The organism is Calditerricola yamamurae (assembly GCF_054654135.1).
This window is the reverse complement of the sequence record NZ_BAAIFH010000004.1, coordinates 627,501-641,808: the sequence shown is the minus strand read 5'-3', so window position 1 is coordinate 641,808 and position 14,308 is coordinate 627,501. Positions and strand designations below refer to the sequence as shown.

Annotated in this window: 14 protein-coding genes (1 of these 14 running past the window's edge); 7 read left to right on the top strand and 7 right to left on the bottom strand. The window is 60.7% G+C overall.

Annotated features, from left to right (window positions below; genetic code table 11):
- Positions 1-124 precede the first annotated feature (124 nt).
- The 5 genes from jag to rpmH form a co-directional block, all read right to left on the bottom strand.
- Positions 125-751 carry an RNA-binding cell elongation regulator Jag/EloR gene (jag, locus tag ACYQ0Z_RS04650; RefSeq protein ID WP_459864792.1) on the bottom strand — a complete coding sequence of 209 codons (627 nt, stop codon included), beginning with the start codon at positions 749-751 and terminating at the stop codon, positions 125-127.
- Positions 748-1,452, bottom strand: coding sequence for a membrane protein insertase YidC (yidC, locus tag ACYQ0Z_RS04645; RefSeq protein ID WP_459865154.1), 705 nt, complete (start codon positions 1,450-1,452; stop codon positions 748-750). Before yidC ends, jag begins: the two co-directional genes overlap by 4 nt.
- Before the next feature lie 84 nt (positions 1,453-1,536).
- The gene (yidD, locus tag ACYQ0Z_RS04640; RefSeq protein ID WP_459865151.1) at positions 1,537-1,746 is read right to left on the bottom strand and encodes a membrane protein insertion efficiency factor YidD; all 210 of its coding nucleotides are present in this window, start codon (positions 1,744-1,746) and stop codon (positions 1,537-1,539) included.
- On the bottom strand, positions 1,743-2,105 hold the full coding sequence (rnpA, locus tag ACYQ0Z_RS04635) for a ribonuclease P protein component (RefSeq protein WP_459864790.1): 363 nt from the start codon (positions 2,103-2,105) through the stop codon (positions 1,743-1,745). Before rnpA ends, yidD begins: the two co-directional genes overlap by 4 nt.
- A 150-nt stretch (positions 2,106-2,255) precedes the next feature.
- Entirely contained in the window at positions 2,256-2,390 is a 135-nt protein-coding gene (gene rpmH, locus ACYQ0Z_RS04630) for a 50S ribosomal protein L34 (protein WP_459864788.1), read from the bottom strand.
- Positions 2,391-2,868: 478 nt separating this feature from the next.
- On the opposite strand from rpmH, the gene dnaA reads away from it, so the two are divergent.
- Positions 2,869-4,230, top strand: coding sequence for a chromosomal replication initiator protein DnaA (gene dnaA, locus ACYQ0Z_RS04625; RefSeq protein WP_459864786.1), 1,362 nt, complete (start codon positions 2,869-2,871; stop codon positions 4,228-4,230).
- Positions 4,231-4,595: 365 nt separating this feature from the next.
- Here dnaA and ACYQ0Z_RS04620 read toward each other — a convergent pair whose 3' ends face one another.
- Positions 4,596-5,765 carry a DDE-type integrase/transposase/recombinase gene (locus ACYQ0Z_RS04620; protein WP_459863705.1) on the bottom strand — a complete coding sequence of 390 codons (1,170 nt, stop codon included), beginning with the start codon at positions 5,763-5,765 and terminating at the stop codon, positions 4,596-4,598.
- 233 nt (positions 5,766-5,998) lie between these two features.
- Here ACYQ0Z_RS04620 and dnaN point away from each other — a divergent pair, with 233 nt between their 5' ends.
- From dnaN to gyrA, 6 genes are all read left to right on the top strand, one after another.
- On the top strand, positions 5,999-7,135 hold the full coding sequence (gene dnaN, locus ACYQ0Z_RS04615; protein WP_459864783.1) for a DNA polymerase III subunit beta: 1,137 nt from the start codon (positions 5,999-6,001) through the stop codon (positions 7,133-7,135).
- Positions 7,136-7,164: 29 nt separating this feature from the next.
- Positions 7,165-7,410: a S4 domain-containing protein YaaA gene (gene yaaA, locus ACYQ0Z_RS04610; RefSeq protein ID WP_459864781.1), complete on the top strand. Its 246-nt coding sequence runs from the start codon at positions 7,165-7,167 to the stop codon at positions 7,408-7,410.
- A gap of 5 nt (positions 7,411-7,415) precedes the next feature.
- Positions 7,416-8,540 carry a DNA replication/repair protein RecF gene (gene recF, locus ACYQ0Z_RS04605; protein ID WP_459864779.1) on the top strand — a complete coding sequence of 375 codons (1,125 nt, stop codon included), beginning with the start codon at positions 7,416-7,418 and terminating at the stop codon, positions 8,538-8,540.
- A 5-nt stretch (positions 8,541-8,545) separates the two neighbouring features.
- On the top strand, positions 8,546-8,854 hold the full coding sequence (remB, locus tag ACYQ0Z_RS04600; protein ID WP_459864777.1) for an extracellular matrix regulator RemB: 309 nt from the start codon (positions 8,546-8,548) through the stop codon (positions 8,852-8,854).
- Positions 8,851-10,767: a DNA topoisomerase (ATP-hydrolyzing) subunit B gene (gene gyrB / locus ACYQ0Z_RS04595; RefSeq protein ID WP_459864775.1), complete on the top strand. Its 1,917-nt coding sequence runs from the start codon at positions 8,851-8,853 to the stop codon at positions 10,765-10,767. The genes remB and gyrB overlap by 4 nt, the downstream gene beginning before the upstream one ends.
- 62 nt (positions 10,768-10,829) lie before the next feature.
- Positions 10,830-13,271, top strand: a complete 2,442-nt coding sequence (gyrA, locus tag ACYQ0Z_RS04590; RefSeq protein ID WP_459864773.1) for a DNA gyrase subunit A — start codon at positions 10,830-10,832, stop codon at positions 13,269-13,271.
- Positions 13,272-13,475: 204 nt separating this feature from the next.
- Here gyrA and ACYQ0Z_RS04585 read toward each other — a convergent pair whose 3' ends face one another.
- Positions 13,476-14,308 carry the 3' portion of an ISL3 family transposase gene (locus ACYQ0Z_RS04585; protein ID WP_459863364.1) on the bottom strand. Its footprint extends 388 nt past the window's final position, so only the last 833 of its 1,221 coding nucleotides appear in the window; its start codon lies off the right edge, out of view; it ends in the stop codon at positions 13,476-13,478.

Genomic DNA, 14,308 nt, shown 5'->3' with positions numbered 1-14,308 from the left:
CCGGTGCTACCATAGTAGCATACCCCCGGGAAAAACCGAAAAGGCGCGGGACGGCCCATCGAAACGCCCAAACAAAAAAGCCTGTGGACACCCACAGGATGCGCGGTTCCGTTTGCCGCAGGGCTTACGTTTCCTTGTACGCGATCACCACGTACCGGTGCGGTTCCTCTCCCTCGCTGTACGTCATCACGTTTCGCCACCCCTGAAGACGCGTGTGAATGATCTTCCGCTCCCCCGGCGGCATCGGTTCCAGCTTGACACTGCGGCGGGTGCGCACCACGCGGGCGGCCAACCGTTCGGCCAGGCGCTCGAGCGTCTGTCGGCGACGCTCGCGGTACTCCCCGGCATCGAGGACAATGCGCACCGGTTCGGCACCCGCCTTGTTGGCCACCACGTTCACCAGATGCTGCAGGGCATCCAGCGTCTGCCCCCGCCGGCCAATGAGCACCCCGAGGGAGCGGTCACCGCGCAACGAGATCCAGAGTTGGCGATTTCCGCGTTCCTCCACGACCACCTCGGCATCCATTCCAAGGACATCCAAAAGCCGGCGCAAAAACGCCACCGCTTCCTCGCGCGGATCGGGGAGGCGCGCCACCTCCACCCGCGCCTGCCCGATGCGGAGAACGCCGAACAGCCGGCGCGGCTCCTCCAGCACGCGCACCTCCACCCGATCCCGCGTCGTCTCCAGGAGTACCAGCGCCTTTTCCACGGCCTCGTCGACCGTCTTCCCCGCCACCGTCACCCGCTTCACTTCGCGGTACCCTCCTGCGGCTGCAAGTACCCAATGCGCTTGAGCACAAGGGTTTGCCCGATCGTAAACAGGTTGCTAAACACCCAGTACAAGGACAGCGCCGACGGCAGGGTAATGGCGATAAACAGAATCATCGCCGGCATGATGAACAAAAACAGCTGGGCCTGCGGGTTGTTGTTCGTCGTCCCCATCACCTTTGACTGCAGGTACGTCGTCACCGCAGCCAGAACGGGCATCAGGTAGTAGGGATCCGGCGCACCAAGGTTCATCCACAAAAACGAGTGGGTGCGCACTTCTTCGCTGCGCATGATGGCGTAATAAAAGGCGATCAAGATCGGCATCTGGATGAGCGACGGCAGGCACCCCGACAGCGGATTGACGTTGTGCTTCTGGAACAGCTTCATCGTCTCTTCTTGGACCTTCTGCGGATCGTTCTTGTACTTCTCGCGGATCCGCTGCATTTCCGGCTGCAGAACCTGCATCATGCGCATGCTGCGCATTTGCTTCATCATCAGCGGCAGCAACAGCAAGCGGATGATGATCGTCACCGCCAAGATGGCCAACCCGTAGCTCCCAAACAGGACCTGCGCCGACAGGTCCAGCATCAGCTTCAGGGGATAGACAAAAAAGCGGTCCCAGATCCCATTGTTGGGATCAATCGGCTGCATCTGTTGCGGCGAACACCCGGTCAGGGCGAGCATCAGGATGGCTACAACCAAGGTCAACCAAACGACTCGTCGACGCGTCAACGCCCGATCCTCCTTCACTGCCCGCTTCCACAAACCTTACGGAACCGGATCATACCCGCCCGGATGAAAAGGATGGCATTTCATCACGCGCCGGAAGGCAAGAGCCAGACCTCTCCGAACACCGTACTTGGCCACCGCCTCGTAGGCATACGCCGAACAGGACGGGTAAAACCGGCACACCGGCGGCTTGAGGGGCGAAATCCACCGCCGATACGCCCGAATCAGCGCCAACGTTGCGGCTTTCACGACGACGGCCGACACCCCTCCTCCGTGATGAGACCGGCGCGGCGCAACACGTGGCCGACGCTCCGCACCATCTGGTGATAGTCCAGTTCGATCGCTGGAGCCCGGGCGATGAAGACAACGTCAACGCCCGGCCGAATCTTGTCTGCATGGGCGCGCACCGCTTCCTTGATCAGGCGCTTGACGCGGTTGCGCACCACGGCTTTCCCGAGTTTCTTGCTCACCGACACGCCGACGCGAAACGTCCCCCCATCGGAGCGCGGAAGGACGTAGACGACCAGTTGTCGGTTGGCCACCGATTGGCCGTAACGAAACACGCGCTGAAACTCCTCGTTCTTGCGCAGCCGTCGCTTGCGTTCCACGCGCCATACGCCACCTGTTCCCTAACAGTTGGACACGGAACCGTTTCGATCTTCATTATAATTCTTTCGCCAGAAAAGTCACGCCAAACCTTTGTCCTCTTCCACGCCTTGCGGATGCGCGTGAAAAAAGGCCACACCCGCGGTGGCCCCTTACGCAGACAGCACTTTTCTCCCCTTGCGGCGGCGATTGCGCAACACCTTCCGCCCGTTTTTCGTGCTCATGCGCTTGCGAAACCCGTGCACTTTCTTCCGCTTGCGATTGTTCGGCTGAAACGTGCGCTTCATCCCCTACCACCTCCTTCGCCGGTATCCACGCGAACAAGCCACACAGTCTTACTTATCGTACTGAACTCCGGCGTTCGTTGTCAAGCGCCGACGACCGCGCCGGCTGTGAATGTTCCATCCACAACAATCGACGCGTTTCGACAGCTCTGTGCACAGATTGTACACAAGATCTCGTATTGTTGATAACCCCGAACCACAAGGTGTTGAGGTTGTGGAAAAATACGAAAAACCCTTGTCCAATGCGCTTTTCCCGTGCTATGATGGTTGTGTTTTCCCCAGTGGATAAGTGGCCGACACCCCACCTTTTATCCACAATTGGGGATATTTTTGTGCATAGTTCGGGTGTATGTGGATAAAAAACTGCGCGGCGTCTGTGGATAACTGCCCTCGCCTTTCGCGACGTTTTGCGCCCCGTCGACATCTTTTTATCCACATTTGTCCACAAGAACATGTGAATAACTCCCGAGGGGTGAGCACGGTGGACAAGAGGGTTGGCGAGCTGTGGCACCACGTTCTCGCCGTGATCGAAGGCCGCCTGTCCAAACCCAGCTTTGAAACCTGGCTCAAGTCAACCGAAGCCATCGCCCTCCAGGACAACACCGTCATCGTGGCCGCGCCGAACGAGTTCGTACGCGACCACCTCGAACGGTCCTACACCGCCCTGATCCGGGAAACGCTGCAGGAAGTGGCCCAACAGGCCCTGGACGTCAAATTCGTGCTCCCGCCGCAGCACGACGAAACCGAGAGTAGGTCCCCTTCCCCTTCTTCTCGCCAACCGCGCTCGGGATCGGCCCTGGCCGATGACATGCCGCAAACGATGCTGAATCCCAAGTACACCTTTGACACCTTCGTCGTCGGGCAAAGCAACCGCTTCGCCCATGCGGCCTGTCTGGCTGTAGCCGAATTGCCGGCAAAGGCGTACAACCCGCTGTTCATCTACGGCGGTGTCGGCCTCGGCAAAACGCACCTGATGCACGCCATCGGGCACTATGTGCTGCAGCACAACCCCGGCGCCAAGGTGGTCTACCTGTCCTCCGAAAAGTTCACCAACGAATTCATCACGGCCATCCAATACAACCGGACTGAAGACTTCCGCAACAAGTACCGCAAAGTGGACGTCCTGTTGATCGACGACATCCAATTTCTTGCCGGGAAAGAGCGCATCCAGGAGGAGTTTTTCCACACGTTTAACGCGCTGCATGAGGAAAATAAGCAGATCGTCATCTCCAGCGACCGGCCGCCGCGGGAAATCCCCACCCTGGAAGACCGGCTGCGTTCCCGTTTCGAGTGGGGCTTGATCACCGACATTCATCCGCCGGATCTCGAAACCCGCATCGCCATCCTGCGCAAAAAGGTGAAAGCCGAAAACCTCGACATTCCCGACGACGTGCTGCTGTACATCGCCAACCAGATCGACTCCAACATCCGCGAGCTGGAAGGTGCCCTCCTGCGCGTCGTCGCCTATTCCGCCGCCCACCAACGGGACATCGACCTGCCGCTCGCCGTGGAAGCCCTGCGGGACATCGTCTCGCCGTCCAAGCCGCGCAAGATCACCATCGCCGACATTCAGAAGGTCGTCGGGGCGCACTTCGGTCTGCGCCTCGAAGACCTAATCGGCAAGAAGCGAACGAAGAACGTCGCCTACCCGCGGCAAATCGCCATGTATTTGGCCCGCGAACTGACCGACGCCTCCCTGCCCAAGATCGGAAGCGAATTCGGCGGCCGCGATCATACCACCGTGATCCACGCCCATGAAAAGATTTCCCGCGAATTGCAAACCAATCCCGAACTGCAGGCCCTCATCCAGCAGTTGACCGAACAGCTGAAACATCAGCCGTAGCCCAGTTGTGTATAACTCTCCCTGGCCTATGCACAGGTTGTCCACATGTGCATAGGCGTTTTTTCTTGCCCTGCAGGAAGTTATCCACTGTGACCACATCGCTGATGACGATGATGACGAGTCCCAAAAGATCATCTTATGCAAGACATAAACCGCGTATGCCAGATGCAGGCGAATCGATCCAAATCGGAAGGATACCGATCTGCATCCGCTATACCTCCCCGGGGTACACGTATGAACCATCCCTTCGCGCGCGTGTCAACTCACATAAAAACCTAACCGAAGTGAAACCGATCCCTCACGTAAAAACCTAACCGAATACTCTTGGCAAGAGGCTCCCTCAGGTAGGAAAATGGAGTTGAGGTCTACCCGACCTCAAGAGGTTCTTGGTTAGGTGGCTCGGGGGAGGGAGCCCAAGGACCCCGAGCCACGATTTTTTCGAGCTCATCATGAAGATCGAGCGGGTTGAGCGTTTCAAACTGAGCCTTGAGCACGTGTTCCATCTCCGGTTTTAAGGCGCCGCTTTCGATCAGGCGTTGGAAAGGCGTGCGGGCTTGGTCGAAGCGTTTGCGAATGCGCTTGCCTTCGTAGGATTTTTCGACGACCTTGCGGGTGGGCAAAAAGAGATTGGCGTAGGGGTCGAGGAGGGCATAGACGGCGTTGAGCCACTCCACAGCCTCTGGGGTGTCGTAGCGGGCATAGCCCACGATCTCGCGAACGAACTGGCGGTTTTTCTGTTCGACATGGGGGTTGTCGTTTTTGCGGTAGGGACGGCTGCGCATAAACGCAATCCCCTTTTGCCTGCAGAAACGGAGGAGATGATGGTTCAAGAACTCGGAACCGTTATCGCTGTGGAGGGTATGGACAGCTGTAGGCCACTGAGAGAGGATGGATTCCAAGGCAGCGAAGACGGCTTTTTGGCTTTTGCCGAGGATGGCCTGGCGGCGGCTGTAGCCGGTGACCATGTCGGTAACCGACAAGGTGCAGGCGAACTGGCCGGACGAGTCGCCGCCATTGTGTTCGACGAGATCGATTTCCAGGGCGCCGGGGCGGGATTCGTTCCAAGGGAGCCGGCCTGCAGGGATGTCCCTTTTCAAGCGATTGGTGGGTTTGGGGCGCATAAAGCGTCTGGGTTTGGGCGAATCGAATTCCTTCAGGCGCCGAGCGAGCGTAGATCGGCTGATTTGGGCGAGTTGCTGGCGGATGAGCGAGGTTAAGCGAAGTTTTCCATGGCGTTCTAAATGCTCGGCAGTCGGCAGGAGGACCGGATGGAGGCGTTCGGCACAAGGGTAGTCAAGGGCTTCCCAAACGGTTCGGATGACAGGGAGCGCTTCTTGATACCGCTTGGGCCGTTTGCGCCGGATCTGTTTGGGTTTCCACTCCGGGCCGTTGAGAACCTGGATAGCGTACTTGCGGTGATACCCCAGCACGCGCGTGACTTCATCGAGAATGCGCGACTTTTCTTTTCGGGACGAGGCTTTGGCATACCATTTCCGGATTTGTGTAAGGTATTCGCGACGGCTTTGAAGAGACATGGTCACGTCACATCCCCCTCGGTAAGATTTCGATGTGAGTGATCCAGTCTCCCTTCGGTTAGATTTTAGCTGAGCGATTGCGGCGCGTTGACACCCTTTCGGTACTGCGCAATAATTAGATGATATGGACCTCATGTAACGTGCCACGCTGCTGGCCACTGTGGACAAGGCAACTTGGCCCTGTTCCGTCCTGTTTGCTATGCTGGTGTTGATCCAAAAGGTGGAGGAGTGCCATGAAACTCACCATTGATCGCAGTCGCCTGGTGAGCGCCCTGCAACAGGCTGCCAAAGCCGTATCGGCACGCACGACCATCCCCATCCTGACCGGCGTAAAGATGGTGGCAGACCCATACGGCGTCACCCTGACCGGAAGCGATTCGGATGTAGCCATTCAGTGCACCGTTCCGTGCGAGGAGGACGACCGCATCCTCGTGCACCTCCAGCAACCGGGCAGCGTGGTCATCCCGGCTTCGTACTTTCTGGACATCATCCGCAAACTTCCTGGCGACACGGTGGAAATCGAAGTAAACGAGCGGTTTACGGTTGCGTTGCGATCCGGCCCGTCAGCCTTCCACCTCAACGGGATGGACGCCGACGATTACCCCCGTCTCCCGCAGGTGGAAGAGGGGATCGGCTTTGCCGTACCGAGCGACCTGCTGCGGACGATGATCCGGCAGACGGTGTTTGCCGTGTCCGCATCGGAAACGCGTCCCATTCTCACCGGCGTGCAGTGGACGCTGGAAGAGGGTCGCCTGCGCTTTGTGGCCACCGATAGCCATCGTCTGGCAACCCGAACGGCACAGGTGGAAGCGGATGCCGAGGCGCGCGTTTCCGTTGTGGTGCCCGGAAAGAGCCTGCAGGAGCTGGCCCGGACGCTGGAGGAAACCCGCGAGTTGGTGGATGTCTCCGTGGCCCAGAACCAGCTGATTGTGAAAGGCAAGCACATCCTGTTCTACTCGCGCCTGCTGGAGGGTACGTATCCGGATACGTCGCGCATTATCCCGACCGCCAGCAAAACCAACCTCGTGGTTGAGACGAAGGAATTCCTAGCCGCAATCGAGCGGGCCTCTTTGATCGCCAAGGACGGAAAAAACAACGTGGTCAAGCTGTGGGTACGCCCCGACCAGACCGTGGAACTTTCATCGCACAGCCCGGAGATCGGGAAGGTCACCGAGGCGGTCGCGGCCCGCGCGGTGGAAGGGGAAGAACTCAAGATCGCGTTTAATGCCAAGTACATGATGGATGCCCTGCGCGCTGTCGATGCGCCGGAGGTGGCGATCCGCTTCACGGGGGCAATGAGCCCGTTCGTGCTCAAGCCAACCGACCACGACTGGACGTTGCACCTCATCCTGCCCGTGCGCACGTACTGACGGCGCGCCCTGGGAGGGGAAGGATGAGCATGGCCGAGCGAACCGTGTACATCTCCACGGACATCATTACGTTGGGGCAGCTGCTCAAGCTGGCCGACGTCATCGCCACGGGTGGACAGGCCAAATCCTTTCTCGCGACCCACGAGGTGTGCGTGAACGGGGAGCGGGAGACACGGCGCGGGCGCAAGCTGCATCCGGGCGACGTGGTGGCGGTCGACGGTCGGCTTCAGGTGCGCGTGGCACGTCGCGACGGCAACCGGACGGAGGACGCATAGGAACCGTGCGGCTGACCGAATTGGTCCTGGACCGTTTCCGCAACTATGCCGCCCTGCACCTCACCTTCGACGCGCCGGTGACGCTGTTTGTCGGCCGCAACGCACAGGGCAAGACCAACCTCCTTGAGGCGATCCACGTGCTGGCCTTGGCCAGGTCCCACCGCAGCGCGCGCGATCGCGAGCTCGTGCAGTGGGGACAGGAGGCGGCGGGGGTCAAAGGGCGCGCCGAGCGGGAGGACGGGCGGCGGGTGCGCCTCGAGGTGCGGCTGGGCCCAAAGGGGAAAACGGTCAAGGTGAACGGCGTCGAAAAGCGACGCCTCAGCGAGTACGTGGGGCACCTGAATGCCGTCCTGTTCGCCCCGGAGGATCTCAGCCTGGTCAAAGGCTCGCCGCAGCACCGGCGCCGTTTTCTGGACATGGCCATCGGCCAGGTCAGTTCGGCCTACCTCCACGACTTGAGTGCGTATCTCAAGACCTTGGCCCAGCGCAACGAGCTGCTCAAAACGGCTCGGACGGCCGGTCGTGCGGTGGAGCCGCTTCTGTCCGTTTACGACGAGCAACTGGCCACCCTGGCGGCGAAACTGCTTCGCAAACGGCTGGCCTTTGTGCGAAAATTAGAGGGATGGGCCCGCGCCATCCACGCCGCGATCACCCAGGAAACCGAAACCCTCTCCCTGCGGTACGTGTCGACGGTGTCCCTTGACGCCGTCGACGTCGAGGAGGAGGCCGTGCGCGCCCGGGTACAGGAGGAGCTTGCCCAGCTTCGCCCGCGCGAACGCGAGCGCGGCGTCACCCTGGTCGGGCCGCATCGTGACGACCTCGCTTTTTTTGTGAACGGCTACTGTGTGCAAACCTTTGGCTCACAGGGCCAGCAGCGCACCGTAGCGCTGGCCCTGAAGCTGGCGGAAATCGAATTCATCCGGGAAGCGGTGGGCGAGGCGCCCATTCTGCTTTTGGACGATGTCCTATCGGAACTGGATGCCAGCCGACAGCTTCATCTCTTGTCGGCCATCCAGGATCGCGTGCAGACCTTTGTGACGGCAACGGGGGTGGAGGGCGTGGACCACGAGTTGGTGCGACACGCCGCCCGCTACCGCGTCGAGCAGGGGCAGATTCAACCGGAAGGATGAGGGGAATGTTTATCCACCTTGGCGGCGATTGCACGGTGTGGGCACGGGATGTGGTGGCGATACTGGATGAAAAGCTGATCTCGGCATCCAAGCGGACACGTGAGTTTGTGGAGGCTCATCAGGCGAGGGGTCGCTATGTGGCCGTTGCCGCCGATGCCGTCAAATCCTACGTGGTGACGACCCACGGGTTGTACGGCTCGCCCATTTCGTCGACCACGCTGAAGCGGCGGGCGTTCGGTGTGCGCGCGGCCGATGTTGGCGCGCGTCGCCTGCGCCCAAAGGGGACGGACGAAAGCGAAGGTGAAGCGCATTGAGCCTTGAGCAGAAGCAACACACCTACGACGAAAGCCAAATTCAGGTTCTCGAGGGCCTCGAGGCGGTGCGCAAACGCCCGGGGATGTACATTGGCTCGACGGGAGTCCGCGGGCTGCACCACCTGGTATGGGAAGTGGTGGACAACAGCATCGACGAGGCCATGGCCGGTTTTTGCGACGACATCCAGGTGATCGTGCACCCTGACGACAGCGTTACCGTCATCGACAACGGCCGCGGGATTCCCACCGGTATCCACGAGAAGACCGGCAAGTCGACGGTGGAGACGGTGCTTACCGTGCTCCACGCCGGCGGGAAGTTCGGCGGCGGGGTGTATAAGGTATCCGGCGGCTTGCACGGCGTCGGCGTCTCCGTTGTCAACGCCCTGTCGGAGTGGCTGGAGGTGGAGGTGAAGCGCGACGGCAAGATCCACCGCCAGCGCTATACGCGGGGAAATCCCGACCACGAGTTGAAGGTGGTCGGGGAGACGGACGAAACGGGGACGCGGGTGACGTTCAAGCCCGATCCCGAGATCTTCACCGAGACGACGTCGTTTGACTACGACACGCTGGCCAACCGGCTGCGCGAGCTGGCGTATCTCAACGCCGGCCTGCGCATCACGCTGGTCGATGAACGGACGGGGAAGCAAGAGGTTTTCCAATACCAGGGCGGCATCGTTTCCTTCGTCAAAACCCTCAACAAGAGCCGCAACGTGCTGCACCCCGAGCCCATCTACGTCAGCGGAGAGAAGGACGGTATTTTCGTCGAAGTGGCCCTGCAGTACAATGACGGCTACGCGACGAACCTGTATTCCTTCGCCAACAACATCCACACCACCGAAGGCGGCACCCATGAGGTGGGCTTCAAGAGTGCCCTTACCCGCGTGATCAACGAGTATGCGCGCCGGCATAACCTGCTCAAGAACGCCGACACCAACCTGACCGGCGACGATGTCCGCGAGGGCCTGACCGCCATTGTCAACGTGCGCATTCCCGAGCCGCAGTTCGAGGGGCAGACGAAGACGAAGCTCGGCAACAGCGAGGTGCGCGGCATCGTCGAATCGCTCTTTGCCGAACGGTTTGCCACGTTTCTCGAGGAAAACCCCGTGGTGGCGCGGAAGATTGTGGAGAAGGCCGTTCTGGCCGCCCGCGCCCGCGAGGCCGCGCGCCGCGCCCGTGAGCTGACGCGGCGCAAGAACGCCCTCGACGCCGCATCGCTGCCGGGAAAGCTGGCCGATTGTGCCTCGCGCGACCCGGCGATGAGCGAGTTGTTCCTCGTCGAGGGGGATTCGGCCGGCGGTTCGGCCAAGATGGGGCGTGACCGGCAGTACCAGGCCATTCTTCCCCTGCGCGGGAAGATTCTCAACGTGGAGAAGGCCCGCCTCGACAAGATCCTGTCCAACGAGGAGATCCGCGCCATCATCACCGCCATCGGCACGGGGATCGGCGACGACTTCGACCTGAGCAAGGCGCGCTACCACAAGATCATCATCATGACCGATGCCGACGTCGACGGTGCGCACATCCGCACGCTCCTGCTCACCTTCTTCTACCGCTTCATGCGCGAGCTGATTGAGGCCGGCTACGTCTACATCGCCCAGCCGCCGTTGTATCGCATCCGCAAGGGCAAGGTGGTCCGCTATGCGCACAGCGAAACGGAGAAGGAAGCCATCCTGCAGGAGATGGGCGGCAAAGGGGAGCCGGAGATTACCCGCTTCAAAGGGCTTGGCGAGATGAACGCCGACCAGTTGTGGGAGACGACGATGGACCCGGAAAGCCGCACCCTGCTCCAGGTCACCCTTGAAGACGCCATCGAGGCAGACCGGGTGTTCGAAATGCTGATGGGCGACCGCGTCGAGCCGCGCCGCGAATTTATCCAAGAACACGCCAAGTTCGTCCGCAACCTGGACATCTGACCGGACGCCAGTCTTCCCCGGCGTAAATCGGGGCGGCAATCTCGCTGGAACGGAGGGAAGGGATGAGCACGGAACCGCGCATTCAGGCAGTCGACATTTCCGAGGAAATGAAGAGCTCGTTCCTGGACTATGCGATGAGCGTCATCGTCAGCCGCGCCCTGCCGGATGTCCGGGACGGGCTCAAGCCGGTGCACCGGCGCATTCTGTATGCGATGAACGAGATGGGGCTGACGCCGGACAAGCCGCACCGCAAGTCGGCCCGCATCGTCGGCGACGTCATCGGGAAATACCACCCGCATGGCGATGCGGCGGTGTACGAGTCCCTCGTTCGCCTGGCGCAGGACTTCTCCTGCCGCTATCCTCTCGTGGACGGCCACGGCAACTTCGGCTCCGTCGATGGCGACGCCGCGGCGGCGATGCGGTACACCGAGGCTCGCCTGGCGCCGCTGGCCACGGAGCTTCTCCGCGACATCAACAAGGATACCGTCGACTTTGGCGACAACTACGACGGCACGGAGAAGGAGCCCCTCGTCCTGCCGGCCCGCTTTCCCAACCTGCTGGTCAACGGGGCGGCGGGAATCGCCGTGGGAATGGCCACGAACATCCCGCCACACAACCTGGGGGAAACCATCGACGCCCTGCTCCTGCTCATTGAGAACCCCGAGGCGACGGTCAAGGAATTGATGACCAAAATCAAGGGGCCGGATTTCCCGACGGGGGGCATTATCCTCGGCAAGGACGGCATCCGCCGCGCCTACGAGACGGGCCGCGGCAGCATCGATATCCGTGCCAAGTGCTCGATCGAGGAGGCCAGCGGGGGCAAGACGCGCATCGTCGTTGAGGAGATTCCCTTCCAGGTGAACAAGGCCAAGCTGATCGAGAAGATTGCCGAGCTCGTCCGCGATAAGAAGATTGACGGCATTACCGATCTGCGCGACGAGTCGAGCCGCGAGGGGATGCGTGTCATCATCGAGCTGCGCCGCGACGTCAATCCGCGGGTGGTACTGAACAACTTGTACAAGCACACGGCGCTGCAGACATCCTTCGGCGTGAACATGCTGGCCCTCGTCAACGGGGAGCCGAAGGTGCTCAACCTGAAAGAGGTGCTCGTCCACTACCTCGATCACCAAAAAGAGGTGATCCGCCGGCGCACCCAATATGACCTGCGCAAGGCGGAGGCGCGGGCGCACATCCTCGAGGGGTTGCGCATCGCCCTTGACCACATCGACGCCATCATCGCCCTGATTCGCGCCTCGCATACGGTGGACGAGGCCAAAGGCGGCCTGATGGAACAATTTGGCCTTACCGAGGAGCAGGCCCAGGCCATCCTGGACATGCGTCTGCAGCGCCTTACCGGCTTGGAGCGGGAGAAGATCGAGACCGAGTACGCCGAGCTGGTGCAAAAGATCGCCGAGCTGCGGGCCATCCTTGCCGATGAAAAGAAGATTCTCGCGATTATTGCCGAGGAACTGAAGGAGATCAAGGAGAAGTACGGCGACGCGCGGCGCACGCGCATCACCGCCGACGTGGACAACATTGACGAAGAGGACCTCATCCCCGAGGAAGACGTGGTGGTTCTCCTGACCCATCGCGGGTACATCAAGCGCATGCCCGTCTCCACCTACCGCAGCCAGAAGCGCGGCGGGCGGGGCGTGCAAGGTTTGAGTCCCCGCGAAGGCGATTTCGTCCAGCACCTGTTCATCACCAATTCGCACCACTACCTCCTGTTCTTCACGAACAAAGGGAAAGTCTACCGCCTCAAGGCGTATGAGGTGCCGGAATTCGGCCGCACCGCGCGGGGCATCGCCCTGGTCAACTTGATCCAGATCGAGCCGGGCGAGAAGGTGAACGCCGTCATTCCGGTGGCCTCCTTTGATGAGGAAGCCTACCTCTTTTTTGCCACCAAGCAGGGCATCGTCAAAAAGACGGCCCTCAGCGAGTTTGAGAACATCCGCAAAGGCGGCCTGTTCGCCATCAACTTGCGCGACGATGACGAATTGGTGGGGGTTCGCCTCACCGACGGTAAGCGGGACATTCTCCTCGGCACCCGTTTGGGGTTGTCGATTCGCTTCCCCGAGGATGACGTGCGTCCGATGGGCCGTGCGGCGACGGGGGTGAAGGGCATCACCCTGGAGGAGGGCGACGCTGTCATCGATATGGACGTCGTCCGCGACGGCACCGATGTTCTGGCCGTGACGGCCAACGGGTTTGGCAAGCGGACGCCGATTGACGAATACCGCGTGCAGTCTCGGGGAGGCAAGGGGATCCTGACGATCAACCTGACGGAGCGTGTAGGCCCCATCGTTGGCTTGAAGGTTGTCGAGGAAGGCGACGACTTGATGATCGTTTCTTCGGGTGGCGTGGTGATCCGGCTCCATGTTGCCGATATCCCCGTTCTGCACCGCAATACGCAGGGGGTACGCCTGATCCGCATGGAGGACGGGGAAGAGGTGGCCACGGTGGCCCGTGTCGAACAAGACGCCGACAAGGATGAAGAAGCGTAAGGCGGGGGGTGATCCCCCGCTTTTTTATGCTGGAGAATGAGGGTTCTTCCGGTTGGCGTGTTTGGCACGGATTGTTCCCCTTCCCATTGGTGAGAAGGAGGGGGTGGCGTGGCTGCCGTTTTTCTTGACGGAGGATTTGTTGCGTGGCAGACTCGATTTCGCCGTGAGAAAACGGAAGTCCATAAGGACGTAACTTTCTCGGCTCTAAGTCAATAACTGTGGATGGGAGGTCAACCAAGCCAAGGGTATAAAAGCGAGGAGCATCTTTCGCACATAGATCTCACGGTTACGGAAGCCGTAGCTGATTCGTTTGAGCAGCTTGATCTTGGTGTGCACGCCCTCCGTGTAGCCGTTCGAAACACGCCAGGTGTGGTAAGCCAGAATCGCCTCGCGCCAGCGGCGGAGCGTGCGTCCCCACTGCAGGAGCGCGGCATCGCTTGCCGACTGGGCCTCAAAGATCACGCGGTCCAGGATGGCTGCGGCTTCGTCTCGATTGGAAGCACGGTAAACGTCTCGCAGCTGCTCTTTGACCCAGTGAAAGTGGGCCACGTTCTTGTGATGCTTCCGAATGGCGGCAAGCTGGGCAGCTTGGCGTTCGGTGAGGTCGTCCTCGTTCTTCAAAAGCGGCCAGCGCCTCAGGCGCACCCCGGTCACCTGCTGTTCCACAAGCCGTGCTTCGTCAACCCGCCGATTCGCGTCCTGGATGACGTGAAACGGATCCGCCACGATGACAGCGCCGGGCAAAGCGCGCTTCACGGCATGACGCCAAGCATCCTTCAGGTCGATGCACACGGCCTGAATCCGCTGACGAACCGTCTCCGGCAGCTGGCGCAAAAAGCGCTCCAGTGTTTTCATGCGGTCATCCGGCAAGATGGCCAAAAGGCACCGTTTTGGCCACACGCATGTGACCGTAACCATCATGTCACGGCCACGATAGCTGTGTTCATCGATGCTCAGCACGAACGCATCAACATCCCGGAGGGCTTCCTCGAGATTTACCTGCTGGCCTACGCACCGGAAAAGCAGACGGCGCAAGG

Bases quoted from the DNA above. Each gene is read 5' to 3' on its own strand.
- yidC (WP_459865154.1), bottom strand. From the start codon at position 1,452: ATGCTCGCCCTGACCGGGTGTTCGCCGCAACAGATGCAGCCGATTGAT.
- ACYQ0Z_RS04620 (WP_459863705.1), bottom strand. From the start codon at position 5,765: ATGTCTCTTCAAAGCCGTCGCGAATACCTTACACAAATCCGGAAATGG.
- yaaA (WP_459864781.1), top strand. From the start codon at position 7,165: ATGGCCGAGCGAACCGTGTACATCTCCACGGACATCATTACGTTGGGG.
- rpmH (WP_459864788.1), bottom strand. From the start codon at position 2,390: ATGAAGCGCACGTTTCAGCCGAACAATCGCAAGCGGAAGAAAGTGCAC.
- remB (WP_459864777.1), top strand. From the start codon at position 8,546: ATGTTTATCCACCTTGGCGGCGATTGCACGGTGTGGGCACGGGATGTG.
- dnaN (WP_459864783.1), top strand. From the start codon at position 5,999: ATGAAACTCACCATTGATCGCAGTCGCCTGGTGAGCGCCCTGCAACAG.
- gyrA (WP_459864773.1), top strand. From the start codon at position 10,830: ATGAGCACGGAACCGCGCATTCAGGCAGTCGACATTTCCGAGGAAATG.